Source organism: Algoriphagus sp. (assembly GCF_030694375.1).
Lineage (GTDB): Bacteria > Bacteroidota > Bacteroidia > Cytophagales > Cyclobacteriaceae > Algoriphagus.
Window position 1 is genome coordinate 61,319 of sequence record NZ_JAUXYL010000007.1, and the last position, 25,399, is coordinate 86,717.

The 25,399-nt window shown below is 43.0% G+C and carries 27 protein-coding genes and 1 tRNA gene; 9 read left to right on the forward strand and 19 right to left on the reverse strand.

Annotated features, from left to right (window positions below; translation table 11 throughout):
* Nucleotides 1–9: 9 nt before the first annotated feature.
* Entirely contained in the window at nucleotides 10–969 is a 960-nt protein-coding gene (locus Q8M62_RS01520; protein WP_304899773.1) for a sodium-dependent bicarbonate transport family permease, read from the reverse strand.
* 186 nt (nucleotides 970–1,155) lie between these two features.
* Here Q8M62_RS01520 and fabD point away from each other — a divergent pair, with 186 nt between their 5' ends.
* Complete coding sequence (gene fabD, locus Q8M62_RS01525) at nucleotides 1,156–2,031, forward strand: ACP S-malonyltransferase (protein WP_304899774.1); 876 nt, start codon at nucleotides 1,156–1,158, stop codon at nucleotides 2,029–2,031.
* Nucleotides 2,032–2,085: 54 nt separating this feature from the next.
* Here fabD and folK read toward each other — a convergent pair whose 3' ends face one another.
* Nucleotides 2,086–2,571 carry a 2-amino-4-hydroxy-6-hydroxymethyldihydropteridine diphosphokinase gene (gene folK, locus Q8M62_RS01530; protein ID WP_304899775.1) on the reverse strand — a complete coding sequence of 162 codons (486 nt, stop codon included), beginning with the start codon at nucleotides 2,569–2,571 and terminating at the stop codon, nucleotides 2,086–2,088.
* Nucleotides 2,572–2,639: 68 nt separating this feature from the next.
* On the opposite strand from folK, the gene sppA reads away from it, so the two are divergent.
* Nucleotides 2,640–4,406 (forward strand): signal peptide peptidase SppA, encoded by a 1,767-nt coding sequence (sppA, locus tag Q8M62_RS01535; RefSeq protein WP_304899776.1) that lies wholly within the window; start codon nucleotides 2,640–2,642, stop codon nucleotides 4,404–4,406.
* Nucleotides 4,407–4,489: 83 nt separating this feature from the next.
* Here sppA and Q8M62_RS01540 read toward each other — a convergent pair whose 3' ends face one another.
* Nucleotides 4,490–5,383 (reverse strand): flavin reductase family protein, encoded by an 894-nt coding sequence (locus tag Q8M62_RS01540; protein ID WP_304899777.1) that lies wholly within the window; start codon nucleotides 5,381–5,383, stop codon nucleotides 4,490–4,492.
* A gap of 63 nt (nucleotides 5,384–5,446) precedes the next feature.
* Here Q8M62_RS01540 and Q8M62_RS01545 point away from each other — a divergent pair, with 63 nt between their 5' ends.
* The gene (locus Q8M62_RS01545; RefSeq protein WP_304899778.1) at nucleotides 5,447–6,295 is read left to right on the forward strand and encodes an endonuclease/exonuclease/phosphatase family protein; all 849 of its coding nucleotides are present in this window, start codon (nucleotides 5,447–5,449) and stop codon (nucleotides 6,293–6,295) included.
* A gap of 130 nt (nucleotides 6,296–6,425) precedes the next feature.
* Here Q8M62_RS01545 and pgk read toward each other — a convergent pair whose 3' ends face one another.
* From pgk to Q8M62_RS01605, 12 genes are all read right to left on the reverse strand, one after another.
* Nucleotides 6,426–7,625, reverse strand: a complete 1,200-nt coding sequence (gene pgk / locus Q8M62_RS01550) for a phosphoglycerate kinase (RefSeq protein ID WP_304899779.1) — start codon at nucleotides 7,623–7,625, stop codon at nucleotides 6,426–6,428.
* A 258-nt stretch (nucleotides 7,626–7,883) separates the two neighbouring features.
* Entirely contained in the window at nucleotides 7,884–8,846 is a 963-nt protein-coding gene (locus Q8M62_RS01555) for an L-threonylcarbamoyladenylate synthase (RefSeq protein ID WP_304899780.1), read from the reverse strand.
* Entirely contained in the window at nucleotides 8,847–9,554 is a 708-nt protein-coding gene (locus Q8M62_RS01560) for a tetratricopeptide repeat protein (protein WP_304899781.1), read from the reverse strand.
* A 221-nt stretch (nucleotides 9,555–9,775) separates the two neighbouring features.
* Nucleotides 9,776–10,219, reverse strand: a complete 444-nt coding sequence (locus tag Q8M62_RS01565) for a thioesterase family protein (RefSeq protein ID WP_304899782.1) — start codon at nucleotides 10,217–10,219, stop codon at nucleotides 9,776–9,778.
* A complete protein-coding gene (locus tag Q8M62_RS01570; RefSeq protein WP_304899783.1) occupies nucleotides 10,219–10,770 on the reverse strand; it encodes an NUDIX hydrolase in 552 nt (183 codons plus the stop codon). Before Q8M62_RS01570 ends, Q8M62_RS01565 begins: the two co-directional genes overlap by 1 nt.
* 1 nt (nucleotide 10,771) lies before the next feature.
* Nucleotides 10,772–11,365 (reverse strand): hypothetical protein, encoded by a 594-nt coding sequence (locus tag Q8M62_RS01575; RefSeq protein ID WP_304899784.1) that lies wholly within the window; start codon nucleotides 11,363–11,365, stop codon nucleotides 10,772–10,774.
* A complete protein-coding gene (locus Q8M62_RS01580; protein WP_304899785.1) occupies nucleotides 11,358–13,280 on the reverse strand; it encodes an ATP-dependent DNA helicase RecQ in 1,923 nt (640 codons plus the stop codon). The genes Q8M62_RS01575 and Q8M62_RS01580 overlap by 8 nt, the downstream gene beginning before the upstream one ends.
* Nucleotides 13,281–14,057: an enoyl-CoA hydratase/isomerase family protein gene (locus tag Q8M62_RS01585; protein WP_304899786.1), complete on the reverse strand. Its 777-nt coding sequence runs from the start codon at nucleotides 14,055–14,057 to the stop codon at nucleotides 13,281–13,283. It abuts the gene before it with no gap.
* Nucleotides 14,058–14,119: 62 nt separating this feature from the next.
* Nucleotides 14,120–16,057: a ComEC/Rec2 family competence protein gene (locus Q8M62_RS01590; protein ID WP_304899787.1), complete on the reverse strand. Its 1,938-nt coding sequence runs from the start codon at nucleotides 16,055–16,057 to the stop codon at nucleotides 14,120–14,122.
* 86 nt (nucleotides 16,058–16,143) lie between these two features.
* Nucleotides 16,144–16,716, reverse strand: coding sequence for a DUF3575 domain-containing protein (locus tag Q8M62_RS01595; RefSeq protein ID WP_304899788.1), 573 nt, complete (start codon nucleotides 16,714–16,716; stop codon nucleotides 16,144–16,146).
* A gap of 35 nt (nucleotides 16,717–16,751) precedes the next feature.
* The gene (locus tag Q8M62_RS01600) at nucleotides 16,752–17,186 is read right to left on the reverse strand and encodes a GNAT family N-acetyltransferase (RefSeq protein ID WP_304899789.1); all 435 of its coding nucleotides are present in this window, start codon (nucleotides 17,184–17,186) and stop codon (nucleotides 16,752–16,754) included.
* Nucleotides 17,155–18,144 carry a PhoH family protein gene (locus tag Q8M62_RS01605; RefSeq protein ID WP_304899790.1) on the reverse strand — a complete coding sequence of 330 codons (990 nt, stop codon included), beginning with the start codon at nucleotides 18,142–18,144 and terminating at the stop codon, nucleotides 17,155–17,157. The genes Q8M62_RS01600 and Q8M62_RS01605 overlap by 32 nt, the downstream gene beginning before the upstream one ends.
* A gap of 102 nt (nucleotides 18,145–18,246) precedes the next feature.
* Here Q8M62_RS01605 and Q8M62_RS01610 point away from each other — a divergent pair, with 102 nt between their 5' ends.
* From Q8M62_RS01610 to Q8M62_RS01625, 4 genes are all read left to right on the forward strand, one after another.
* Entirely contained in the window at nucleotides 18,247–19,017 is a 771-nt protein-coding gene (locus Q8M62_RS01610; RefSeq protein WP_304899791.1) for an S-adenosyl-l-methionine hydroxide adenosyltransferase family protein, read from the forward strand.
* Nucleotides 19,017–19,316, forward strand: a complete 300-nt coding sequence (locus tag Q8M62_RS01615; protein ID WP_304899792.1) for a putative quinol monooxygenase — start codon at nucleotides 19,017–19,019, stop codon at nucleotides 19,314–19,316. Before Q8M62_RS01610 ends, Q8M62_RS01615 begins: the two co-directional genes overlap by 1 nt.
* Nucleotides 19,317–19,384: 68 nt before the next feature.
* Nucleotides 19,385–19,468 (forward strand) — tRNA-Leu (locus Q8M62_RS01620).
* Nucleotides 19,469–19,819: 351 nt separating this feature from the next.
* Entirely contained in the window at nucleotides 19,820–21,010 is a 1,191-nt protein-coding gene (locus tag Q8M62_RS01625; protein WP_304899793.1) for an ATP-binding protein, read from the forward strand.
* Between the two features lie 488 nt (nucleotides 21,011–21,498).
* On the opposite strand, the gene Q8M62_RS01630 is transcribed toward Q8M62_RS01625, so the two are convergent.
* A complete protein-coding gene (locus Q8M62_RS01630; RefSeq protein ID WP_370690536.1) occupies nucleotides 21,499–23,115 on the reverse strand; it encodes a solute:sodium symporter family transporter in 1,617 nt (538 codons plus the stop codon).
* A 22-nt stretch (nucleotides 23,116–23,137) separates the two neighbouring features.
* Complete coding sequence (locus Q8M62_RS01635) at nucleotides 23,138–24,019, reverse strand: inositol oxygenase family protein (protein ID WP_304899794.1); 882 nt, start codon at nucleotides 24,017–24,019, stop codon at nucleotides 23,138–23,140.
* Nucleotides 24,020–24,165: 146 nt separating this feature from the next.
* Between Q8M62_RS01635 and Q8M62_RS01640 the strand changes: the two genes are divergently transcribed.
* Together Q8M62_RS01640 and Q8M62_RS01645 are read left to right on the forward strand one after the other, a co-directional pair.
* Nucleotides 24,166–24,420 (forward strand): type II toxin-antitoxin system Phd/YefM family antitoxin, encoded by a 255-nt coding sequence (locus tag Q8M62_RS01640; protein WP_304899795.1) that lies wholly within the window; start codon nucleotides 24,166–24,168, stop codon nucleotides 24,418–24,420.
* A gap of 11 nt (nucleotides 24,421–24,431) precedes the next feature.
* A complete protein-coding gene (locus tag Q8M62_RS01645; protein ID WP_304899796.1) occupies nucleotides 24,432–24,686 on the forward strand; it encodes a Txe/YoeB family addiction module toxin in 255 nt (84 codons plus the stop codon).
* A gap of 103 nt (nucleotides 24,687–24,789) precedes the next feature.
* On the opposite strand, the gene Q8M62_RS01650 is transcribed toward Q8M62_RS01645, so the two are convergent.
* Both Q8M62_RS01650 and Q8M62_RS01655 read right to left on the reverse strand, forming a co-directional pair.
* Nucleotides 24,790–25,107, reverse strand: coding sequence for a type II toxin-antitoxin system RelE/ParE family toxin (locus Q8M62_RS01650; RefSeq protein WP_304899797.1), 318 nt, complete (start codon nucleotides 25,105–25,107; stop codon nucleotides 24,790–24,792).
* A complete protein-coding gene (locus Q8M62_RS01655) occupies nucleotides 25,097–25,333 on the reverse strand; it encodes a hypothetical protein (RefSeq protein ID WP_304899798.1) in 237 nt (78 codons plus the stop codon). The genes Q8M62_RS01650 and Q8M62_RS01655 overlap by 11 nt, the downstream gene beginning before the upstream one ends.
* Between the last annotated feature and the right edge of the window lie 66 nt (nucleotides 25,334–25,399).

Genomic DNA, 25,399 nt, shown 5'->3' on the forward strand with positions numbered 1-25,399 from the left:
CTTCTCAGCTCAAAATAACTGGATAATCATCCAATAGATCGGCATGCCGAAAGTCAGATTGAAAGGGAAAGTGATGGCCAAAGCCATAGGCACATAGAGCCCTTCGTCCGCTTTGGGATTGGCCAATTTCATCGCTGCAGGCACTGCGATATAAGATGCGGAAGCTGCTAAAATCGCAAAAATTAGCCGGTCTCCCGCTTCAGGCGCTATCCAATGAGTAAGGAAGGCAACCATACTGCCATTGACTAGGGGCATCAAAATGGCGAAAACCGTAGAAAAATAACCGTATTTGAAAAAAGCCTTAAGCTTTCTGCCACTGTTAATCCCCATATCAAGGAGGAAAACCGCCAAAAATCCTTTAAATATATCTGTCACAAAGGGTTTGATTCCTTCAGCTTGCTTTTCATCTGCTATTAATCCTATCACTAAACTCCCCAAGATCAGAAGCACGGAACCATTGGTAAACGCATGAAAAACTATTTTTCGGATTCCGCCTTTTTCTTTCTTTTCAGAATATTTCTGAAGCAAAATTACCGCAGAAATAATTGCCGGAGCTTCCATCAAAGCCATCACTGCCACCATATGCCCTCCAAAAGTCACACCTTGCATATCCAAAAATGCTACGGCAGCGACAAAGGTCACAGCAGAAATTGAACCATAAGCGGCTGAAATAGCCGAGGCATTGGCCACTCCCAATCGCTTCTTGAGGAGAAAAAAGGTATAAAAGGGGACTGTTGCAGACAGAATTACACCAAAGATCAATGCGTAAACTATCTCAGAACTAAAGTCACTATGGGAAAGCTCCTGCCCTCCTTTAAACCCAATCGAAAGCATCAAATAAAGTGCAATAAACTTTGCACTGGTACCTGGTATTTCTAGATCACTCTTCAGTTTGACCGCAAGAATCCCAAGGATGAAAAACAGCAAACTGGGATTGGTTAAATTGTTAATCAGAATTTGAAAATCCATGCCGCAAAAGTCCGATGCAGATTTTTATAATTTTTATTTATAATTTATCTGTTAATCATTAATTATTTTTATGAAATAAATTGAAATCAACTTGAAATAATTTCTTGGTTTGAAGCTCCCTGAATAACTCAAGAAAAAGTGAAAAGTAGAAAAGACTTATATTTGCCACGAACCAAAAATTAACGAATGAAAGCATTTGTTTTTCCGGGCCAAGGCGCCCAATTCCCAGGCATGGGGAAGTCACTTTATGAAGAAAACCCTGATGCAAAAGCCCTTTTTGAAAAAGCCAATGAGATTCTGGGGTTTAGGATCACAGACATCATGTTTGAAGGAACAGATGAAGCGCTCAAGCAAACCAAAGTAACGCAACCGGCTATTTTTCTTCATTCGGTAATCCTCGCTAAAACCACCCCGGGTTTTGCACCGGATATGGTGGCAGGACATTCATTGGGTGAATTTTCAGCACTGGTGGCCAATGGTACCCTTGCATTTGAAGACGGACTTAGACTTGTCTACCAGCGTGCCCTGGCGATGCAGGAAGCCTGTGAAATCAACCCCTCAACTATGGCTGCTATCCTCGGACTGCCTGATGAAAAAGTGGAAGAAATCTGTTCGGAATTCAAGGATGAAATTGTCGTTCCCGCCAATTACAATTGTCCGGGACAGTTGGTGATTTCAGGCTCAATAAAAGGAATTGAAATCGCCTGCGAAAAAATGAAAGCTGCAGGAGCTAAGCGTGCCTTACCACTACCGGTGGGAGGGGCATTTCACTCCCCACTGATGGAACCTGCCCGAGAAAAACTTCAGAAAGCAATCGAGGAAACCCAGTTTTCCACCCCAATCTGTCCCGTCTATCAAAATGTCAGCACTACAGCGGTGTCTGATGTGAATGAAATTAAGAAAAATCTAATCATGCAATTGACCGCCCCAGTCAAATGGACGCAGTCGGTTCAAAATATGGTCAATGACGGCGCAACACAGTTTGTCGAATGTGGTCCGGGTAAAGTTCTTCAGGGTTTGGTGAAAAAAATCCATTCCGAAGCAGAGGTTTCAAGTATCTAAGAACAGTGAATCCCGCCTAAGTGGCGGGATTTTTTTTGAATAAAAAAAAGGATGCTATTTTTTCCAGATTTTCACCTTGCTCAAATCATTACATTCTTCGAGCATCCTCAAGGTATTTTTTCCTGAAATCGGATGTTCTTTCTTAGGTAACACCTCAGCCAAAGGAACCAATACAAATCTGCGATCTTCAATAAATGGATGTGGGATTACCAGCTTTCCGGTATTAATAACTTTCTCACCAAAATATAAAATATCAATATCCATCGTCCGATCACCCCAAGGCTCCTCTCGGGTTCGACCAAGATCAGTTTCAATTTCCTGAATAATTTCAAGCACTTCTTCAGGCTGCAATTCAGTGGAAATTACTGCGATTTGATTTAAAAAATCTCCTTTGGCAACTCCACCCCAAGCTGAGGTTTCAAAGATTTTGGAAACTTTCAGCAATTGAAAATGATCATTTAATCCCTCAATGGCACGAAAAAGCAACTTTTCCCGATCACCTTTGTTTCCTCCTAAACTTAACACAACCTCAGTTTGCATCGCTTGTCACTTTTACAATTGTAAAGGTGAATTAAAATGGGCAATTTTCGAGTTCAAATAATACATGTATGAAATTTCTAGGCAATGTACTGGCCGTGATCGTCGGCCTTTTCATTTTTACCATCCTAAGTACACTCATTTTCTTTGGAATCATCGGAATGATTGCAGCCTCTTCGGATCAAAAAGTGACTGTAAAAGAAAATTCCATTCTTCATTTGAATTTGAATGGGAGGACCCTCGTAGAAAGAACCGCTGAAGATAAGCTCGATTTGGGCGCATTTGGAAATCCTTTTGGCCGCGATATGAGCGCCGGTTTGATCAATTTAAAAAGGGCTATTTCTGAAGCTAAAACCAACGAAAGTATCAAAGGAATATACTTGAATGTTGGTCTTATTATGGCAGGTCAGGCAAATTTATTGGAACTCAGAGAAGCATTTCTTGACTTCAAAGAATCCGGAAAATTCATCGTCGCCTATGACGAAGCCTACAGCGAAGGGGGTTATTTTTTGGCTTCCGTTGCAGACGAAATTTACCTGAATCCGCTGGGAGCCATTGATTTCAACGGTTTTTCATCCGAAGGAATATTTCTCAAAGGGCTTTTCGAAAAAGTCGGAATCAAGCCGGAAGTTTTCCGTGTCGGTGAATTTAAAAGTGCCGTTGAGCCTTTTATTCTGACTAAAATGAGCGAAGAAAACAGACTCCAAACGCAATATTTCCTCGACGATATGAACAATTTGGCAGTTGCACAAATTGCTGAATCCCGTGGAATTGCCTTGGACAGTCTGCAAAAGATCAACAAGGAAATGCTTATTCGTAAGCCTCAGGATGCGGTGACTTATAAGCTGGCCACTGCCTTGGCGTATGAAGATCAAGTACATGCCAAGTTGCGTGAAAGATTAGGACTGGAAGAAGACGATGACATTTCTACAATAAACGCCACAGATCTCGGGTCTGTAGTGAAATCCAAAAATATCACTTCCAAAAACCGCATTGCAGTAATCATAGCCGAAGGCGACATCGTCGGCGGAAATGCGGAAGGAGTCATCAGTTCTGAAAAGTTTGCAAAGGAAATCCGAAAGGCCAGAAAAGATGATGATATCAAAGCCATTGTCCTTCGGGTGAATTCCCCAGGAGGCTCCATTGTAGCTTCAGATGTGATCTGGAGAGAGATGACTGAGGCGAAAAAAGCCAAACCCCTGATCGTCTCTATGGGAGAAGTGGCAGCTTCGGGAGGATATTACATCTCCGCTCCTGCCGACACCATTGTGGCACAGCCTAATACTATTACAGGTTCAATCGGGATTTTCGGCTTGTGGTTCAATGTCAAAGGATTACTGAACGAAAAACTGGGTGTGACCACGGATGTAGTTAAAACAGGTCAGTTGTCTGATTTCATGAATCCTACGCGTGAACTTATGGAAGTCGAAAAGACCATCATTCAGTCAAGCATCGAAGATGGCTATGAGACCTTCATTTCAAGAGTGGCTGAAGGTCGCGGAATGCATCCTGATTCAGTGAAGAAAGTGGCTTCAGGGCGTGTTTGGACCGGCACTCAGGCGAAAGAAAGAGGTTTGGTTGATGTACTCGGTGGATTGAATACCGCCATTGAGATTGCCGCCGGAAAAATTGATGCAGGAGACGACTATCGCGTAGTGTACTACCCTGCAAAAAAAACATGGTTTGAGGAATTGTTTAGCTCCTTTGGCGATAAAGTCCAGACCAGAATTTTACAGGCTCAATTGGGAGAAAATTACCAACTGATCGAGAAAGTTAAGCAGCTTCAAAACTACCAGGGTGTTCAAGTGAGAATGACTCAGGATATTGTAATTAAGTAAACGAGAACTCTCCAAGGGTCTAGACCCTTGGAGAGTTCTCTATCTATCGCCCTCGAAAGGACTCAATTCTCCTGAAGGTTTTTTTATTGCTTTTGAAGTAAAATCTTCCAGGCCAAATTCACATTGCCGGCCTCCAACTCTTCTTTTGCACGGAGGTGAAGGTGGTCAATCCAAGACTCCGGATCATTTTTAAACCGAATTCGCATTTCCCGGATTTCTTCTGAACTCGAAAACTCACTGACTTCATCTTCGGTCGGTAATTCCATCACATTGCCCAGTCTGCCCAAGTTGTTCCCGGTCAAAATAGGACTGTTTCGGATCTCTCCCGGAATCTGATCTACCCCAATCCCGAGATTTGTAAGCGGTTTGGGGATCTGAAAAAGCGAATCCGGAGTGATTCTTGAATACCAACTTCCGCCCAACCTTGCCACAGGACTTAACTTGAACGGGTCGATGGCTCCTTTTTCATCCAAAATAGATTCATTGATGTGAATGGCAATGACCTCACAGATGACAAGATTTCCTGCACCGCCACAAGAACCTAAGGACTTCACTTCATTCACTTTGCATTCCAAGGCAACCGCCGCTTCTTTTACTCGTGGGGGAGCAATTAAATTCGACTTGACTGGAGTAAGTCCTGCTTTTTCAAATTCATTCACCCCTTTTGGATATTCGGTACTGGCCAATGACATCTGCTCTACCCGATCGAAACCGACGATATGAATCACCACTTCGGGAACTTCCAGGACATTTTCGAGCGTGTGCTTGGTCGAATTATCCCGCACTCTTCGGGAGGGCGAAAAAATCAGAATCGGAGGATTGGCACTGAACATGTTGAAAAAACTAAACGGGCTCAGATTCACGTTTCCAGCTTTGTCCACTGTACTTGCGAAAGCTATTGGTCGGGGTGTCACTGCACCCTGAAGTAAATTCTGGACTTCGGCAGTACTCAGGTCTTTTGGATAAAAGGTTTTCATATATTCAATTTACCATGCAACTTTAAACAGTTAAGTCATTTTCCACGAAATAGTTCCTGATTTATGTTTCAAAAGTCATTTTCCACCCTGTTGTTGACAATCACCCTGATTTTTGGTTTTTCAGAAAATATGCTGGCACAAAGTCACCGGATCGCCACATTCAACATTCGCTGGGATAATCCCGGAGATGAGGGAAATCTCTGGAAAGACCGATTGCCTCATGTGGTAGGCCTGATCCAATTCCACCAAATCAGCCTGTTTGGGACGCAGGAAACGCTTGTCAATCAATTAAAACAAATCAATGAGGGATTGGGCTACTTATCAATCGGAGTCGGACGGGATGATGGGAAGGAAAAAGGAGAATTCTCCCCCATTCACTATGATCCCAAACAGTATCAGCTGGAAGATTCGGGTACTTTTTGGCTTTCTCCCACCCCTGACAGTCCGAGCAAAGGATGGGATGCCGCCCTCAACAGAATCTGTACCTGGGGCAGATTCAAAGATAAGAAGGGTAAAAAATTCTACGTCTTCAATGTCCACTACGATCATATCGGTCAGCAGGCTCGGGAAGAAAGCAGCAAACTTCTTGTCGCCAAAGTCAAAGAAATCAACACCAAAAATCTTCCTGTCATCCTGATGGGGGATTTTAATGTCACACCGGAGAATCCGGCTTATGCTACTATCACCTCAGATCCAAGCTGGGAAGATGCCCGATTGGTTTCGAAACTTCCCTCCTACGGTCCAAAAGGGACTTTCAATAGCTTTGATTGGAACAAAATGCCTGATGGGATCATCGATCATATCTTTATTCAGGGAAAAATACAGGTCATCAGGCATGGGATTCTGACAGACAATTATGGAAAAAAATACCCTTCGGATCACTTTCCGGTGATGGCCGAAGTGGTTTTTTAAACTATCCCGGAATTATAAACTTTTCCAAAGTTCAAAACTTTGGAAAAGTTTTATAAGCTAAAAACAAAAAAGTCCCGCCCGAAAGCGAGACTTTTTTTATTCCAGACCTGACAGGTCTATTGGTGACAAATCACTCCGCCAAAGCCGCAACACCAGGAAGCACTTTGCCTTCCATATGTTCAAGCAATGCGCCACCGCCTGTAGAGACATAGGAAACCTGATCGGTGTAACCGAATTTATTCACTGCAGCAGCCGAATCACCACCACCGATCAACGAGAAAGCTCCATTTCGGGTAGCTTCAGCCACATACTCTGCGATTGCTTTGGTTCCCTTGTCAAAAGACTCCATTTCAAAAACACCCATCGGACCGTTCCAAAGTACAGTTTTGGACTCCAAAATTGTTTTTCCGAAGAGTTCACGGGTTTTTGGCCCGATATCCAAACCCATCCATCCATCAGGAATTTCACCGCTGTTGGCCATACCCTGATTGGCTGTATTTGAAAAGTCATCGGCAATCACCGTATCCAAAGGAAGAATCAGATTCACTCCTTTAGCCTTTGCTTTTTCCATCAACTCCAATACAAAATCCATCTTATCAGCTTCCAAAAGGGAATTACCGATTGATCCGCCTTGCGCTTTTGCAAACGTATAAGACATGCCGCCTCCGATGATCAAATTATCCACCACGTCCAACAGACGCTCAATGATCAGAATCTTATCGGCGATTTTGGCCCCGCCCATAATAGCAGTGTAAGGTCGCTCCGGATTGCCCAAAACTTTATCAGCATTCGTCAATTCCGATTCCATCAGGTATCCAGCCACTTTGTCTTTGAAAAACTCCGCAATCACCGCTGTGGAAGCATGCGCTCTATGAGCAGTTCCGAAGGCGTCATTCACATAGACATCGCCCAGTTTCGCCAACTTCCCAGCAAAATCTTTATCACCCTTTTCTTCCTCTTTGTAGAATCGAAGATTTTCCAGCAACAATACTTCTCCTGCCTTCAAAGCTGCGGCTTTACTTTCCGCCTCTGCTCCGATACAATCAGACGAAAACTGAACCGGAGTTCCCAATGCCGCTTCAACAGCTGAAATGATGTGTTTTAAGGAATATTTTTCCTCAGGACCTCCTTTGGGGCGACCCAAGTGAGACATCAGAATGGCTGAGCCTCCATCGTTCAGGATTTTTTTGATACTGGGCACTGCTGCCTGAATTCTGGTATCATCAGAAACGGTGAAATCTTCATTCAAAGGGACATTGAAGTCCACTCGGACAAGGGCTTTTTTACCTGCAAAACTCAGGCTATCGACATTTTTTACGGTAGAACTCATAGGATTTGTTTAATGGGTTTTGAAAGATTCCTCTTAAAAAGAGCCTGAATTTAAGCCAATTTCGGGCAAAATCCGGCCATTTCTAATGATCAATTTGGGAATTCTTTGAATTTGGATTTCGTAATCGATTGTTTTGATTGAAATATTGAAAAATTCAAAAATTGAAAAATTGCAAATTGAAAACTGAGACAGCAAACTTCACTAGGCTTCGACTTTTTTCACACTGAGCGAAGTCGAAGTGTCAGCCTGACAAACTGATCACTTAACAGCCGCTCTTCTCAGCCGGTCATTGATCGCCCTACCAAGCCCAACCTCAGGCAGCAATTCAGCCAAAATCACAGCTGAATTTCCTTCATCCAGCTTTCGCATGGCTGCAAAAAGGTTTTGCGCAGCTTCGTGAAGGTTTTTATTTGGGCTTAAGGCAATCTGATTTCCTGGTAAGATCCCGGGGAAATAATCAGAATAGCTCAGGACGGCGAAATTGCTTTTTGCCTCTATATTTTCAGCTATCAATTGCCTCAGATCCCCTAAAATAAAAGGTTTTCTAGGCGCGTAATGACTTTCCAGAAGTCCGGGAGCCTGAGGGTTGCTTGAACTATGATCCTTTATTTTGACCGGGCCGACGAGCTTTTCGATTGCTGCTATTTCCAAACCACCCAATCGATAGACTGCAATTTCATCTTCCTCCAAGCCCACAATCGTGCTTTCCAAACCCACTTCACAAACACCCCCGTCGAGAATATAAGGAATCTTTTCACCCAACTGAGCGGCCACATGTGAGGGAGAAGTGGGACTGATGTATCCAAATGGATTGGCGCTCGGAGCAGCCAGAGGGAAATCAAGTGATTCCAGCAGAGCCAATGTCAGCGGATGCTTCGGTACCCGAACAGCCACCCGATCCAAACCCGATGTCACCAAATCGGGCACAATCGGCTTCCGGGGCAAAAGCAAAGTCAATGGCCCGGGCCAAAAATTTTCTGCCAGCATTTTAAGCTTTTCAGGAAAGGATGCCACAAAATCCTCTACACGCTCAATCGAGGAAGTATGCAGGATCAATGGGTCAAATGAGGGGCGGTTTTTGGTTTCAAAAATCAAGGCCACAGCTTCCGAATCCAGTGCATTTCCGGCCAGTCCATAGACCGTTTCCGTTGGAATTGCCACCAGCTTTCCTTTCTGAAGCAGAAGTTTTGCCTTTACGATATCTTTCCCGATTTCAGCCATTTAATCACAAAAATCTGTAATCCAAGTCTGTGCCTCGGCATAGCCCAGCGAAAGCGCCATTTTCAAATCTGCACAGCCTTCATTTTTTTGACCCAAAGCACTCATTCGGGTCACCCCAAGCAGGTAGTAGGCTTCTGCATTTTTAGGGTCGAGATTTACGGTATTGGTAAGGGATTCCAAACCATGTATCGGATCGTTCATTCCCAATTCGGCTTTCGCTTTTCTGAATTGAGCCTCTGCTTGGTTTGGATTGTTTTGAAGTACGGTCTGAAAATCCAATAGCGCATCTTCGTACTCTTCCATATTCAGGAGTGCTGTCCCCCGATTGAAATAAATATCTGTTTGCGTTGCATCCAATGCCGTGGCAATATTGAAATCTGCGAGCGCGGCTTTGTAGTTTTCCTGCTCCATTTTGGCATTTCCGCGATTAAACCAAGCCTTGTAACTGGTGGAATCGGCCCGAATCGCCAAATCAAAAACAGGAATTGCTTCCTGAATTTTCCCTTGCTGAAAAAGTGCGACGCCTTTTGCATTTAAGGCGGTAGCATTGGTTGGATTTTTCTCCAAAAGCTGATCAAAATAAGTCACCGCCTCTGGCCAAGCTTGCGTATCCATTTTTTCCAGTCCCACTTTCAGCAATTCTTCCTCAGTAGGGCTACAGGCGAAAAGGCTCACACAAAGTAAACCCAAAATCCAAAGTCGTTTCACAGTATAAATTTTCGGCAAAGATAGGGGAAATGGATTTAGGAGAAGATTTACTTAAGGTACTATTCCTTTTATGATGAACTTTCCTGTGAGTGGAGACACTCACAGGGGCAAAAAAGATAGGGGAAATGGATTTAGGAGAAAGGTAACTTCAAGCGCTTTTCCTTTTGGACACCGGTATATTTCCAGTGATTGAACCTAACTTTACCAGTGAGTGAAAACACTCACTGAGGCGAAGAGACAGCTAACTTCAATCGGTATTCTTCCGGGACAGAAACCGGCTTCATCGTTTTCATATCCACGGAAACCATGACGCATTTGCATTTCGCAAAAACCCGGGATTCGCCTTTGCTGTCTGTCCCTATCAGGTATTGCTCCAGATCAAAAGATGAATTTCCGATTCGGGTGCACTTGACCAGGGCTTCGACCTTATCCTCCAAGTGGATCGGGCGGATGTAATCGATCTCGATTCTACCCACGACCGTCCCGATGGCCATCACATTCCAGTCACACACTGTGTACAAAAAAACTGCTCTGGCATGCTCAAAATAGCTGAAATAAATACTATTGTTTACATGAAGATAGCCATCGATATCCGAAAACCGGATCTGAATCGGGGTTGAAAAAGAAAATTGAGATTTGAGTTTGGCCGGATCTAGCACTTCCATCAAAGCAGAATTTCTGATTTACTGGTTTTTTCAAGCATCCGAAGTATGGACGGATTGTACCCGATCATGTCCACCACTGAGTCAAATGTAATCCAAGCCAGGGAGACGCTTTCATCGCTGATGACTAGGGGTTCATTGATATCCGCTTCGAAGAGATAGCGCACATCAAAATGAAAATGCTCCTTCACATGAGGTCTTTCGGGGATAATGTGCTTGTCTAAGTCAAAAATTGTAGAATCTACAAGTTCCAACGAAGTCAGACCACTCTCCTCCTCAGCCTCCTTCAGGGCAACCTCGATGAGGTTTTCATTTCCATCGGCATGTCCGCCAAGCTGAAGCCACCTGCCCAATTTACGGTGCAGGGTCAGCAGGGTGTGGGTTCTGCTTTTGTTCACAATCCAAGCAGAGGCGGTGAAGTGACCATCTAATTGCTCCCGCTTGTAGCCTAATGGATCATGGGTCAATAAAGTAAAATCTGCAATAAAGGCAGATTCTTCCTCAAAGGGGGTTCTGTAAAATTCAAGTTGTTTTCTTAATGCTATTCTATCCATTTCAATATTTTTCAAATATGCCATCCATCAATTGATCAAATGATTTGGCATCCTGATAAAGACGATCGGAATATACCGTCGCCAGTAATTTGATATAACTGGGTTCATTATCAATAGTAACTTTCTCCAAGGAGACATTTCCGTATAACTGAGAGATCAATTCTCCTTCAGCCGGAAGCTGAATCGGAGGCTTGAAATAGAACTTCTCAGTCACCTTCACCTGATCGTTGATTTCTTCAAACTTTCGATCGAGGCTGACTTGCTCATAACCCAAAGCTAGAAGCCTTTGGCTAAAAGCCAAGAAAAGCCTGGAAAATGATTTCGCATTAAAAGGATTTTCATAGGTCACAGCAAACCCATTGGCATAGGGTGAATCGAATATATGGACTTGAGGCCGGCCATTGATCCCTGTTCGCTTAAAATGGTAATTTTTGTAAACCAATGTAAAAAGCTGCGCTGATTCCTCAGATTCTATCCATAAATCGAGGTCTGTTTGTTCTATTTCCTTTATCACAAAGTTTTCCTTCAGCCTCATCGGGGATTTATCCGAGGGCTTAAATACTTTTTTGAAAAGATCATCAAGGAAACTACTCATGGGATTTTAAAGAAAGAATGTCATCGGCAGATCTGCTCACTTGATCCTGATCAATCAATTGTCGGATCAGACGTAAGTTGGCGTCCGAAGCGGGTTTTTTTAATTTTTCAAACAAAACCCGTTCAGATAACTCGCCCGATTCCGCTAAAGTTTCAAGTATTTTCAGCTTCATTCGGTCTTCTTGGGTCTCCGAAGATTGACTTTTCTTCAATTCTATGCATACATCACAGATCCCACATACGGAATCCGTCTTTTCTCCAAAATATTCCTGAATGAATTGTGTCCGGCAAATCCGAACCTGATTTACGTATTCTACCATGCTTTTGGCTTTTTCCATGGTCAGTTCTTTTCTCGCCTGAATCCTGGAATGGTTGAAGGGAAGTTTGCCTGCATCATAGCGATGAGTCAGAAAAGTAAGCTGCGGCTTATCTTTACGCTGATCATAATCCATCACCTCGAGTTTTTGGATATCCAAAAGGGCCTTGATTAACTCAGACTCCCGCATCTCGAGGGATTTGGCAAGTTTGCTTTCCTGTATCTTGATGTATTCCGAGAAAAGATTTCCTCCATACGTTCTGAGCATCATTTTGATGATCGGGTCAAGCTTTGCATAGGCGATCTGCACTTCATATAAGCGACTAGGGTCCACACGAAAGTGTACCCGGGAGGGAGCAAAGAAACTCTCATTGATCGCCAAGAAACCTTCCTCTCCCAATACTTTGAGCGCGTAGAATGTCTCCAAAACAGGCAGCTCATAGGTATGGCAAAAGTCTGAAAGATCAAAGTCAAAACTGCTGAGCATGTTACTGCCTACGGCGAGTTGAAAGTAATTAGCCAAACATTGGTACACTCGTTTCAAAAAATCAATGGGCGGATATACCAAGGCCGATCGATTCAACACCTGCTCAAAATCCTGTTCATTCGCCAGTAAAACAGCAAAGGCCTTTTCCCCATCCCTTCCGGCACGACCGGCTTCCTGATAATAATTTTCAAGATTTTCCGGTAGGTCATGGTGAATGACAACCCGCACATCAGGTTTGTCAATTCCCATTCCGAAGGCATTGGTACTGACCATCACCCGAACTTTATTGGCTTTCCAAGCTTCCTGCCGATCACCCCGATCTGCATTGGAAAGTCCGGCATGATATGCCGCCGCCGAGATTCCCAATTGGGTGAGCGCTTTGGCAATCTGATGGGTCGCCTGTCGGTTTCGCACATACCAAATGGCAGTTCCGGGGATTCGCTTAAGTATTTCGATTCCTTTTTCAAGCTTATTTTCAACCAGCCTTACACTGTAGCTGAGATTTTTCCGCGAAAAGCTCTGATGAAACTCCCGATAAGATTTCATTTCCAGCTTTTCTATAATATCCACACAAACCTGAGGCGTTGCAGAGGCGGTCAAAGCAAGGATATTTACTTTGGGGTGAAAAACCCGGATGGCGGCAATCTCAAGATAAGGCGGACGAAAATCGTAGCCCCACTGAGAAATGCAATGTGCTTCATCCACCGCGATCAGATTGATATTCATCTGCCGAAAGCGCTCGATGAACAACTCCTGCTTGAGTCGCTCCGGGGAAACGTAAAGAAACTTGAAATCCCCATAAATACAATTGTCCAAAGTCGTGTCGATTTCACGATAACTCATCCCAGAGTAGATCGCCGAAGCCTTGATTCCCTTGGCTCTCAGATTATCAACCTGATCTTTCATCAATGCGATCAAGGGTGAAATCACCAGACAGATCCCCTCCTTGGCTAATCCGGGAATTTGATAACAAAGACTCTTTCCTCCTCCCGTCGGCAAAAGGGCTAGCGTGTCTTTCCCCTCCATCACCGAGTCGATGACCTGCTTTTGTACAGGGCGGAAATCTTCCAGCCCAAATACATTCCTCAGTATAAGATGGAGGTTCGTTTCCAATTACCAGCTCGGTTTGGTTTTGCTTAAAAATGCGGCAACTCCCTTGATACAATCGGAATGGCCACGGGCTTTTGCATTGGCCTCTGCCGCGAGGTCCAATGCCTGATGCCGGACACTTTCATTCAAGCTTCGGAGCAATCTTTTGGTTTCCTTCATGGAAAAAGCAGAATTTTCAGCAACCAGTTTTGCAGCGAATTCACGCGTTCTTTTTTCCAAAAACTCACCCTCTACTACTTCTGTAATCAATCCCAAAGCCACAGATTTGGAGGAAGGGATCAATTCACCGGAAAGCAAGAGTTCGGTTGTTTTAGCCTGACCAATCTGCTCAGTGAGAAAGACCGAAACCAAGGCGGGAATAAAGCCGATTTTCACTTCAGTATATCCGAAAAGTGCTTCCGGCGCTGCAAATGCAAAGTCACACACGCTCACCAAGCCACAGCCTCCGGCCAAGGCATGACCCTGGACTTGAGCGATGACGACTTTTGGGAACTCGTAAATTTTTGAAAAAAGGGCTTTCAGCCGATTGCTGTCTGCCAAATTTTCTTCATGGGAAAAATACTGCATTTGCTGAATATAATCCAGGTCAGCACCGGCACAAAAGGCCTTTCCGGCAGCCTGCAAAATGACCACTTTTACCTCATCATCCTGCTCGAAGGCTGAGAATGCTTTATCCAATTCAATGATTAGATCGGGACTTAGTGCATTTCGCTTTTCTGGCCGATTGAGTGTGATAAATCCGATGCCTTGATTGATTTTGGTAAGTACAGAATTCTCCATGCGTTGATTTGGGCTTTGGGAGTATAAATTACAGGCATAATCTGCCACTGCCAAGTAGCCGGTCAGAAAACTATCTGAAATGCGCCACTTTTTGCATACAGCGAATCCGAAATAGGCAATTCTTTGAATTTAGAAAATGAGAATTCTCTCACAGATTTCGGCTTTACGCTGCCCCAGTGAATTTTTTGGGAGGTGGGATTATAGCTGAAATCCCAAATGGGAAAATTAAGCACTGAAACGGTTTTGTAGGCCACTGTGGACTCCGGGCGCTGCGGACGCTGAAATGCGATCCGATTTGGGTCAATAGAAAAGCTAATCTGTTCTGTTGGGAAATTTTCGTTCCAAGAAAAATTCTTGCTCCCAATTTTGAGATCCATCAGCGTTCCTTTTCCATCGGAAAATAGCAACATTTCTTGAGCAGATTTATTCCATTCCCTGACCAATCGATCCCCAGACCAAATCAAAAAGAGGCAAATTGAGCTATAGACAAGCTTTCTCCTGTTGCCCAACTCCCAATTAGCCCAGATGATCAAAATGCCCCAAACCAGAAGCATCCCGGCAAATGTAATGGTCAGACGCTCCAAATTGCCGCCAGGAAAAAGCTGAATTGCACGGGTAATCCAGTTTTGAACCCCGATCAGGCCGCTCACAACCCAACCTAAAAAGGCCCCAAGAAACGGAACCCAACTGAACACCAAAAAAGGAATCCCAAACTGCATCACCAGAAATGAAAGTGGAATAATGACCAGATTAGCTATCAAAAAGTAGCTGGGGAAAATATGGAAATAGTAAACCGAAAGCGGAAAAGTCGCCAACTGAGCAGCAATACTTACTGCTGTTAGTTGCCAAAAATATTCCAAAACCATATTGGGAGGAATCCAGAACCGCGCGATCAGTGGCTGAATCAGCAAAATTCCCGCAACTGCTACATAGGATAGCTGAAAGCCAACCTCAAAAATCACATCGGGATTGATTACGATCATGATCATAGCCGAAAATGCCAAAATATTGAATGAGGAGGGTTTCCGCTCCCGCATTTGCCCGGCAGTAAATAGTGAAAACATCGTGGCTGCCCGCACTACAGAAGGAGAAAAACCCGTGAGAACTGCATAAGTCCAAATCAGAACTATGACTGCAAACAGATAGCCTTTCTTTTGTTTTAATCTAAGCCGAAGTCCTCTGAGCGGGAAAAGCAAAATCGCATAAATTATCCCTACATGAAGCCCTGAAACAGCCAGAATATGCATGGTTCCGGTCTCGGCATAGGCGTTTTTGATTTCCTTGTCCAAGTTCTCCTTCTGACCCAAAAGCAAGGCAGCTGCAATCTGCTGTGATTCAGGATCAGGAACTTTAGTCTGGACTATACCAACCAATTCCTTTCGGAAATTACTGAGCCAATATTTGGGATGATCCACTTCTGAGGAATCAATAAGGACGAATTTCTCACCGATAAACTGGCGAAAATGAATTCCCTTTCTGGCTAAGAAACCACTGTAATCAAACTCGTTGGGGAAAATCGGAGGAGGGATTTTCTCGGGAGATTTTTCAACCAGAATTACCTGACCGGGTACAAAAGGCAGCTTGCCTTTGTGATAAATCAAAACCTTACCCTTGGATTTTTTCCAACCCAAGCTGTCACTTACCGCGATGACCTCTAGCAGATTTTCGAAGGAATTCGGCTTTTCCAGATCGTATTTTTCCACGCGGGCGAGATAGGATTGAGCATTCTCAAGATTATGATTTACTACATTATAGGGGCCTTTTTTTTGAATTTCCGAAAACAATAAACCTGCCGTGAATAGCATCAAATAGCCTAAAAAGGCGGGAATCAATTGTCCGGAACTTTCCTTTTGCGAAGCCAAAATCAAATAAGCAATCCACAATACCGTGATTAAAGTAGATGGAATCCAAAGTGGGATATCCGTTTTCGCTTGCGAAAAAAGAACTCCGGCGATCAAAAATGGCAGATACCTCAAAAATGGAAAGTCAGCGAATCTCATTTTTTGAAAAAATTATACTTAAGGTAAAAAAATATAGGCAAAAAAAAGAGCCTCGAAAGGCTCTGAATAATTAATTTTTTTAGGAATTAGAATCGATAACCAAGGCTAAATCCACCATTCAGCTCAACTCCTGTAAACTTGCTAGACACAGCATCACTAAAATTCCGCGCGACACTGAGATAAGGGCCAAATGCGAAATGTTGAGAAACTTCCCACTTATAACCCGCGCCTGCACCCAAAATAAATGCTGCCATATCAGTGGTAGAAATTCCTCCGGGTGCTGATTCTTCATAATCCCCAAACCTGAATTTCACAAAAGGGTACACATGAAATCTCCCATTGGGGTTGTTGCCAAAATAGAAATTCATCCCCGATTGGATGGAATTGGTTTTGAATGTTTTGCCATTACCTTCCGCGTTATAGCCAAAGCGATCATTAATATGAAGCTGAATATCAAGGGAGTGACTTTCGCTAAGAAATCGCTCATAGCCCACCTCAAATGCCCCAAGGACAATCAGGTTAAGGAAATTGAATTTTACTTCATTTTCAAAATTTCCCAGATTGGGATTTGAAATGCCTGATGATGAAATGACTTGTTGGGAAAACGCTGAAACAGCGAGTACCATGACAAAAAAAGCGGATAGCGTAATTTTTTTCATAATAAACTAGTTGGTTTATGATTTCTAGACAAGGATTAGGCCAATTCCATTTTGTAATGTTGAATGTTACATTCCTCAAATAAGTCGCCTTTTTTTTCAAAACCAAATTTGGAGTACAAGGGCATCGCGGTCAGCTGGGCATGAAGGTATTTGGTTTTACCCTCAGCTTCCGGCGTAGATTTCAAATCCTCCAAGACAGCAGCAACCAGCGCCTGTCCCACTCCTTTTCCACGAGCTTCTTTCAAAACAGCAAAACGCTCCAATTTCACGCCATTCTTGGTAAATCTCCAACGGGCAGTTCCGACAGGTTTTCCATCTATTTTGGCCAGAAAATGCCGGGACACCTTTTCAAATTCATCATACTCCTCTGAAGCCGGCACTTTTTGCTCAACAACAAAAACTTGTCTGCGGATTTGAAAGGCCTGCTGAAGCGAACTTTCATCCGTTATTTTTTCTGCTATTAGCTTCATGTCGTCTTTGTTCCTCCAATTCCTGATTCACCTCGTAGGCCTCGATGATTGCCTTCACAAGTTTGTGTCGGATTACATCTTTTCCACTCAGGCTTACCACGCCGATGCCTTTTACATCTTTCAGGATTCGGAGAGCTTCAGACAGTCCTGATTTTTGTCTGACTGGCAAATCCACCTGAGTCTGATCACCGGTGATGATCACTTTGGAATTAGGACCCATTCGGGTTAAAAACATCTTGATTTGCTCACTTGTGGTATTCTGAGCCTCATCCAAAAGCACAAAAGCATCGTGAAGGGTACGCCCTCTCATGTAGGCTAGCGGAGCGATTTCAATTACGCGAGTTTCCTGGTAATATTTCAGCTTCTCCGGCGGCACCATGTCCTGAAGGGCATCGTAGATTGGGCGCAGATAGGGATCAAGCTTTTCCTGAAGGTCACCGGGAAGGAATCCAAGATTCTCTCCGGCTTCTACGGCAGGGCGCGTGATGATGATCCGCTTAACCTCCCGGTTTTTCAAAGCCCGAACTGCCAAAGCCACAGCGATGTAGGTTTTACCCGTTCCCGCAGGCCCAAGGGCAAAAACCAAATCATTTTTCATGGCAGCATCTACCAGTTTGCGCTGATTCGGTGACTTTGGTTTGATCACCAGCCCTTTGTTACCAAAGACTATGACTTGATCCCGGTTGGCCTCCTCAAAGGGAACCCCTTCGATATCGAGGTAATCCTTGACATTTTCGGGAGTGAGATGTCCAAACCTGTCAAAATGCTCCAACAGGAGATTGATCAGGTCATTGATCCGCAAAATCTCCGGTGCACCACCTTGGATTCGGATTTCATTGCCACGGGACACAATTTTGCTTTGGGGAAAAGCTTGGGAAATTTGCCGTATATTTTCATTGGCAGTGCCCAAAAACTCAGCCAACGGGACATTCTCTAAAGTGATTACTTTTTCGACCAATCTTTTTTATGATTTAGGTTTACCTTAAGGCAAAAGAATAAAATTTCTATTTTTGTTCGCTCCCCTCAAACAAAATTACACAATTTTAATAGACTTGCTTGTATGGCTTTAGTGACATTCCTCTCTGACTTTGGGGATAAAGATTACTACGTTCCGGCCGTGAAGGCCAAAATGCTCTCGATCAATCCTCAGTTGAATATTATAGACATTTCTCACAGTATCGCACCTTACGATATCGAGCATGCTGCGTTTGTGCTTCGGTCGACCTTTCGGGAATTCCCCAAAGGAACTGTGCATCTGGTAGGGATCAATACTATCGGCACCATGACTCAGGGGTATATCGGCGTCAAACTGGAGGAACATATTTTTGTTGGTCCAAACAATGGGATATTAAGCCTTTTGGCAGATCAGGATCCCGGTATTCTGGTGCAGTTTGCTGATATCCACCTGAAAGATTCCACCTTTCCGACCCGGGATATTTTAGCACCGATTGCGGCAAAAGTCGCCAGCGGAGCAGCCATCCACGATTTTGGAGGTCCTTTGACTGGTTTTCGCAAATTGATGTCCAGGCAGGCCAAAGCCACCAGGGAGCATATCATCGGTCATGTGATCCGAATCGATCGCTACGGAAATCTGCTGACCAACATCCGAAAAGAAGTTTTTGAAAAGCTGAATCCGGGTAAGTTCACTATTCAGTTTGGAAGGGAATCTGTGGACCGCCTTCAAAACGGATACGATCAGGTGGAAGCCGGTGATCCTTTTGCTTTTTTCAACAGCTTGGATGTATTGGAAATCGGGATCAATCACGGTCATGGCGGAAATTTGCTAGGCTTAAAGCAAGACAGTGTGGTTTACATCAACTTTGGGTCCTGATGCTGATACGAATTGTTCGCATGAAATTTACACCCGAAGCGGTTCCTACTTTTCTGGAAAACTTTGAGGCAAATAAGCAGTCCATTCGAAATTTTCCGGGTTGCATGCATTTGGAATTATGGCAGGATCATGCTTCGGAAAATATTTTCATGACTTACAGTCACTGGGAAAGCGAAGAGGCCCTCAATCAGTATCGTGATTCTGAGCTATTTAAATCAGTCTGGAGCTTTACCAAGGCGCTTTTTTCGGAAAAACCGCAGGCCTTCAGTTCAAAAAAAATGCAGGAAGTCGGGAAATGAGTTTGTAGGAAATCAATTTTGTTTTCATATTTGCAGCCCGTTCAGCAAGGATCGGGAATAATTGAAATGCCCAGATGGCGGAATTGGTAGACGCGTTGGTCTCAAACACCAATGAGGTTACACTCGTGCCGGTTCGACTCCGGCTCTGGGTACATAGGCTCACAGAAATGTGGGCCTTTTTTTTTTGGAATGGGCTAAAGCCACATTCCTATTCATGGCAATGAATTCCAATGGATTGACAAGATCAATCAATATCTTATCTGCAAGGAACGTTGCATTCCTAATCCTATAAAATGACATTTTGAAGTTTCATCTATGAATACACTCCAAATCAGTTGGAGGTCTAAAAAATCACAAAATGGTTTATCGACTTTAGCCGAATCCATTTAAACTTTCAGATTACATTAAAACGATCCAAAAACCATGTAATTTGAAAGTTAAACTTTCAAATTACATGGTTTTTATTTATTTTTCATGCAAATTGAAAGTCATTTAAGATTTATATGATTCATCGTACACTAGAAGACAAGCTAATTCAAGGACTAAAATCCATGCCTGTGGTGGTTATTTTAGGACCTCGGCAGGTGGGAAAAACTACCTTGGCACTGGAATTTGCCAAACCACTTTTGGATAAGCCAGTTCATTATCTCGATTTGGAGCTGGATTCTGATCTTGCAAAGCTGGACGATGCGGAAAGTTACCTTCGGAGATTTGAAAACCAACTTTTGGTCATCGACGAGGTGCAGCGAAAGCCCGATTTATTTCGGATTATTCGGGGATTGGTCGATATCCGAAAGCGTGCTGGAGAACGGGCAGGCCATTTCCTTCTTTTAGGTTCTGCTTCCAAAGAATTGCTTCAACAATCCTCAGAAACACTAGCAGGAAGGATACGCTATTTGGAATTGACTCCATTCACCGTTTCAGAATTACATCAAAATGACCCGCTAGGTTTCGGTATCGAAAAACATTGGTTTAGAGGAGGCTTTCCAGACAGTTATTTGGCTGATTCGGAAGAAGAAAGCTGGAATTGGAGGCAGGATTTTATCTCCACTTACGTGGAAAAGGACATTCCGCTCTTTGGACTCCAAGTCTCTGCCACGCGCATGAAGCGTTTTTGGACGATGCTGGCACACTACCATGGGCAGCAGGCAAACCTAAGTACCATAGCAAAAAGTCTGGATGTGAGCCATACCACGATCAAAACGTACTTGGATATTCTTCAGGATTTCTTTATGGTTAGGCAGGTGCAACCTTGGTCTGGAAACACTAAAAAACGGCTTGTCAAAGCTCCAAAAATCTATTTGAGAGATTCCGGCTTGCTTCATAATCTGTTGAATATCAACACCTTTGATCATTTGCTTGGTCATCCGGTAGTAGGAGCGAGTTGGGAAGGTTTTGTGGTTGAGAATATCTTAAACAATCTTTCTTCTTCCTGGACGGCCAGTTACTACCGCTCCAGCAATCAAGCAGAGATTGATTTGGTATTAGAAAGAAACAATCAGGAAGTTTGGGCAATTGAGATAAAACGATCAATCGCTCCTTCGCTCTCAGCAGGATTTCACAATGCCTGTGAAGACATTGGAGCGACGAAAAAAATTGTAGTTTACTCAGGAAAGGATCGTTTTCCGATAAAAGGGGAAGTTGAGGTGATAGGATTGATTGAGTTTTTGCAACTACTCAAAAATGAAAATTAGAAGTGACATTATACCCCCTCCCAATGTTTTAAGCATGGACAATACGCTTGAAATTCACATCCCTTGGGATTTCCTGTACAAAAGTCCATTCCAAAAAACCCATGCTTCATGATTGGCATGGATCTTTTCAAAAGTCCAACTGCCAATCTATAACCAAATTCAGCTGGAAGGTTTTCAGGTAAGTCAACCATTATATTCCAAGATTCATACATTTTTACTAAGGATTTCGTGAGCGATCGGAGATCATCTTCAACCAATTTTTCACTGGGAGGAAAATCTTCAAGCTTTAGCCCACAATAATTACCAAAGGCGGGGGCTTCAAAATAATTTAAGAAATTATCCGCCTCCTCTAGTTTGTCTTCAATTATATCGCGAGGTTGATTCTTCTTTTTCCTTAGGAAAAAATCCTTTGGCCTAAATGCCTTTTGAATATCATCTAAAAGATGCTTGGTGTAGGGGTGCATCGTTTTGAGGTTTTGGTGAAAAAATCAATTTAAAAAATAATAAATCATCACCGTCACCACACAAAGCACAATTGACAGCGGCTTTGCAAACTTCCATTCCTGAAGATTAAGTGGTCCTAGGGGGATAACTGATACCGTTTTGGGTGGGAATTTCAGACTAACGAGATACATCACGCCAAGATTCAGCAGAAACTCAATCCCCCAAATATGAATGAAATGGAGGTTGACTTCCATCACAAAAGTGGTCAAGATGTAAAATGAAAAACCGACCAACAGCCCTGCTTTTGCTCCTGCTGCGGAGATTTTAGGCATAAAAAATCCTGCAATCAAGACCGAGGCGATTGGTATGAAAAATATCCCGTTGAGTTGCTGCATCAGTTGGTAGAGTCCATCAGGAGCATTGGCGACCATTGGGGCAATCAGGATGGAAATTACCGCAAGGATTAGCGAACTCAGCTTCCCTACTCTGACGAGTTTGGAGTCCAAAGCACCAGGCTGAATGATCTTTTTGTAAATGTCCAGGCTGAAAATCGTCGCTGCAGAGTTTAAGACCGAGTTGAACGTGCTCAAAACAGCTCCCAAAACCACTGCGGCAAAAAAGCCGATCAGACTCAGCGGGAGGACTTTTTTAACCAAAACGGGGTAAATCACATCCTGATCACCAAAATACTGTTCTCCATAATAATAGAAAGCAATGACTCCGGGGAGCACAATGATCAGAGGAATCAAAATCTTGAAAATCCCGGTGAACAGCAATCCTTTTTGAGCTTCAGCCATATTTTTAGCTCCTAAAGCCCGCTGAATGATCGTCTGATTCATTCCCCAGAAGTAAAGCTGATTGATCATCAATCCCGTAAACAGTGTGCTAAATGGAAGCACTGAGTCCTTTGCCCCGATTACATTGAATTTTTCAGGAACTGTCTCATAGACCAAAGACATTCCCTCGACAACGTTACCACCTCCGATATCCCAAAGTGCAAAAACCGGAACCATCAAGCCGCCGATTACTAATCCAACTGCATTGATCGAATCTGAGTAAGCTACCGCTTTTAGTCCACCCAAAATCGCATAGATTGATCCAATGACTCCAATTGTGACTACTGATATCCATATTCCTTCTGATTTGCTGATCTGAAAGACTTCGGAAACATTGAAGATGCTTTCCAGATTTATAGCTCCTGTGTAAAGCACAATGGGTAAAAGCGTAAACACAAAAGACAGCATCAACAGCAGGGAAACAATAGTTTTGGTTGTGTCATCGTAGCGGACAGCCAGATATTGGGGAATGGTGGCCAATCCCATTCTGAGGTAAATCGGCAAGAAATAAAGGGCAGCAATGACTAAGGCAATGGCAGAAGTTACTTCCCAAGCGATGATGATCATGCCATTTTTGTAGGCCGATCCGTTCATCCCAATTAGATGCTCAGTAGAGATATTGGTCAAAATCATCGACCCTGCAATCACTCCGCCGGTGAGACTTCTGCCTCCCAAAAAGTACCCATCCTTCGATCGGAGATTCTCTTTTCTCAACTTATACCAAGAAAAAAAAGCAACAAACAGTGTGAATCCCACAAAGGAAATGACAGTCAGCATGATTTTATTTTGGGTGAATTGAATCAAAAAAGAAGGGGACTTATTCATCCCCTCTCGAGTAATCTTGAGTTTAAAATTTTAGCGTGGCAGGCAGATATTTGGCTACCAAGTCCTCATAATAAGGCCTCAAAGCCTTGGAATTCGGCGGAACCGGAACTTTTGAATACAGATCGTAGGGGTTGAATTTATCCACCCATTTGAACATCTCGCGATCGTGATCATTGAGCAGGTGATCGTAGGCATTTTCCCGGTGCTGCGCATAAAAAGAATGGTAACGGATCATGTAAAGTGCTGGCTCGGGCATGTAATCTTTGACCATTTGATAGAGATATTCATCATGTCCCCAAGACATTTTGACTTGATCCAACCCACACTGATGGGAATAAACACCATATTTTGTATTGAATCGCCCGTCTTTTGAGTCCGGGTTTCGGTCAAAATACTCGGGATAAACAATTCGATCGGAGTGCTTGCAACCTACGGGAAAAGTATCCCCAACCACAGCCCATTGAGGTTCGCCGAAAAGACACAGCACTTTTCCCAAGTCATGAATAAACCCGGTCAGCACAAACCAATCCGGATGTCCGTCAGCACGGATAGCTTCCGAAGTCTGAAGTAAATGCTGCAATTGATCCAAGTTCGTATCGGGATCTGAGTCATCAATCAACGTATTGAGGTAATTCACTGCATCCCAAAAAGGCATTTCCTTTTTTTCAAACTTCAAAAATTCCTTTTCCTTTTCTAGTACAAAATCATAGGTCTGATAGGTATGATTGAGCTTGTAAAACTCACGCACAGTATCCACACGCTCAGAATCATGGTAATTCCGATAGTCATCCTTGGCCTTAGCTTGCTTGTCCTTAGGTTCAGGATAGCGAGTCAGGAGATCATCCTCCCAATCTTCGATGGATTGAAGGGGAGCTATTTCCGATGCAGAGAGCTTGGTTGTCATGGGTTTGGAGTTTAGAAATGAAATATAAAGACAATATCCAAAACTTCATCTCCTGATTAGCTACGTTTTAAATCTCTTGGAACAAAAACGTACAAATAATTGTACAATAGGAATTGAAATCTCATCTTTAACAAAAAACAGAAATCATGGAAGTCACTAGCTACTCTAAGTTTCGCGAGAACATGAAGTCTTATTTGGATAATGTAGTCAATGATTCAAGACCATTGTATGTCACCAGAACAAATGGTGAAGATGTCGTCGTTTTATCCAAATCCGACTATGAAAGCATGCAAGAAACCTACTACTTGATGAGCAGCCCAAAAAATGCTGAGCGTTTGTTGGAGGCTATAAAAGATTTGGATGAAGGAAAAGGCGTTAAAAGAGACTTGATCGAAGAATAAAATTTTCCAACATGAATATCATTTTTTCAAATCAAGCTTGGGATGATTATCTCTATTGGAATGCTACCGATAAGAAGATTTTCAAAAAAATAAACACACTTATCAAGGAATGCCAGCGAACGCCTTTTTCTGGAACTGGAAAGCCCGAACCTCTAAAACATGAATTAGCCGGTTTCTGGTCTCGAAGAATCGACAAGGAGCATCGGCTTGTGTATCGAGTCAAAAATGGCGCTTTGGAAATCGCACAATTCAGGCATCATTATTAATGAAAAATGGGCCCACAAGGAGCCCATTTTTTTATTTCTATTTTAATAAACACCAAGTTCGGATCAAATTTGGGGTACTTTAGGTCAACTTTTACTTGGACTATTAAAGTGAACGCTTTAATCTTTTAGGACTTTGTCTTGTATCAAACACATCGGAAATAATTACCATCCCATCTCTAAGAAAATAAAGGATTTTAAAATTCCCTTCGACCAAATACCTTACTTGTTCTTTTCGATTCAACAATGCCTGCTCAATTTGACCAACCTCTGGTTGGAGCTCAAGTACTTTTGTTGCAATAATTAATTTTTGCACTAATTTTTGGGCTGGATCAAATCCCGAAACAGCTAAAAAATATTCAAAAATATCGTCCAATTGGTTTTCAGCAAATTCAGTCCAAACAACAGGAAAGCTACCCTCCATATTTTTTCAACAGTTCTTCTGATCTTTTATATCTTCCAGAATCTACATCGCTAACAGCCTTATCCAACCTACCTTCTAGTTCTTCGACAGAAATTGGAGCAAAATAGTCCTTATGGGAAACAAATCTTCTCTGCTTGAGCAATTGTTCCAATTCGGTCAACAAATCCTCATCCTCAAGTTTAAGTATATCCTGTACGAGCTTTATTTTTTTTGCTTCTATTTCCATAATCTAAACTATCTGAAGTTCAATTTACAAATTATCTAAATCTAATGAAGCTAGGTTTATGATTAA

What these genes read in the sequence shown, in the direction of transcription:
- Q8M62_RS01520 (WP_304899773.1), bottom strand. Translation starts at nt 969, where the DNA reads ATGGATTTTCAAATTCTGATTAACAATTTAACCAATCCCAGTTTGCTG.
- fabD (WP_304899774.1), top strand. Translation starts at nt 1,156, where the DNA reads ATGAAAGCATTTGTTTTTCCGGGCCAAGGCGCCCAATTCCCAGGCATG.
- folK (WP_304899775.1), bottom strand. Translation starts at nt 2,571, where the DNA reads ATGCAAACTGAGGTTGTGTTAAGTTTAGGAGGAAACAAAGGTGATCGG.
- sppA (WP_304899776.1), top strand. Translation starts at nt 2,640, where the DNA reads ATGAAATTTCTAGGCAATGTACTGGCCGTGATCGTCGGCCTTTTCATT.
- Q8M62_RS01540 (WP_304899777.1), bottom strand. Translation starts at nt 5,383, where the DNA reads ATGAAAACCTTTTATCCAAAAGACCTGAGTACTGCCGAAGTCCAGAAT.
- Q8M62_RS01545 (WP_304899778.1), top strand. Translation starts at nt 5,447, where the DNA reads ATGTTTCAAAAGTCATTTTCCACCCTGTTGTTGACAATCACCCTGATT.
- pgk (WP_304899779.1), bottom strand. Translation starts at nt 7,625, where the DNA reads ATGAGTTCTACCGTAAAAAATGTCGATAGCCTGAGTTTTGCAGGTAAA.
- Q8M62_RS01555 (WP_304899780.1), bottom strand. Translation starts at nt 8,846, where the DNA reads ATGGCTGAAATCGGGAAAGATATCGTAAAGGCAAAACTTCTGCTTCAG.
- Q8M62_RS01565 (WP_304899782.1), bottom strand. Translation starts at nt 10,219, where the DNA reads ATGGAAGTGCTAGATCCGGCCAAACTCAAATCTCAATTTTCTTTTTCA.
- Q8M62_RS01570 (WP_304899783.1), bottom strand. Translation starts at nt 10,770, where the DNA reads ATGGATAGAATAGCATTAAGAAAACAACTTGAATTTTACAGAACCCCC.
- Q8M62_RS01575 (WP_304899784.1), bottom strand. Translation starts at nt 11,365, where the DNA reads ATGAGTAGTTTCCTTGATGATCTTTTCAAAAAAGTATTTAAGCCCTCG.
- Q8M62_RS01585 (WP_304899786.1), bottom strand. Translation starts at nt 14,057, where the DNA reads ATGGAGAATTCTGTACTTACCAAAATCAATCAAGGCATCGGATTTATC.
- Q8M62_RS01590 (WP_304899787.1), bottom strand. Translation starts at nt 16,057, where the DNA reads ATGAGATTCGCTGACTTTCCATTTTTGAGGTATCTGCCATTTTTGATC.
- Q8M62_RS01595 (WP_304899788.1), bottom strand. Translation starts at nt 16,716, where the DNA reads ATGAAAAAAATTACGCTATCCGCTTTTTTTGTCATGGTACTCGCTGTT.
- Q8M62_RS01600 (WP_304899789.1), bottom strand. Translation starts at nt 17,186, where the DNA reads ATGAAGCTAATAGCAGAAAAAATAACGGATGAAAGTTCGCTTCAGCAG.
- Q8M62_RS01610 (WP_304899791.1), top strand. Translation starts at nt 18,247, where the DNA reads ATGGCTTTAGTGACATTCCTCTCTGACTTTGGGGATAAAGATTACTAC.
- Q8M62_RS01615 (WP_304899792.1), top strand. Translation starts at nt 19,017, where the DNA reads ATGCTGATACGAATTGTTCGCATGAAATTTACACCCGAAGCGGTTCCT.
- Q8M62_RS01625 (WP_304899793.1), top strand. Translation starts at nt 19,820, where the DNA reads ATGATTCATCGTACACTAGAAGACAAGCTAATTCAAGGACTAAAATCC.
- Q8M62_RS01630 (WP_370690536.1), bottom strand. Translation starts at nt 23,115, where the DNA reads ATGAATAAGTCCCCTTCTTTTTTGATTCAATTCACCCAAAATAAAATC.
- Q8M62_RS01635 (WP_304899794.1), bottom strand. Translation starts at nt 24,019, where the DNA reads ATGACAACCAAGCTCTCTGCATCGGAAATAGCTCCCCTTCAATCCATC.
- Q8M62_RS01640 (WP_304899795.1), top strand. Translation starts at nt 24,166, where the DNA reads ATGGAAGTCACTAGCTACTCTAAGTTTCGCGAGAACATGAAGTCTTAT.
- Q8M62_RS01645 (WP_304899796.1), top strand. Translation starts at nt 24,432, where the DNA reads ATGAATATCATTTTTTCAAATCAAGCTTGGGATGATTATCTCTATTGG.
- Q8M62_RS01650 (WP_304899797.1), bottom strand. Translation starts at nt 25,107, where the DNA reads ATGGAGGGTAGCTTTCCTGTTGTTTGGACTGAATTTGCTGAAAACCAA.
- Q8M62_RS01655 (WP_304899798.1), bottom strand. Translation starts at nt 25,333, where the DNA reads ATGGAAATAGAAGCAAAAAAAATAAAGCTCGTACAGGATATACTTAAA.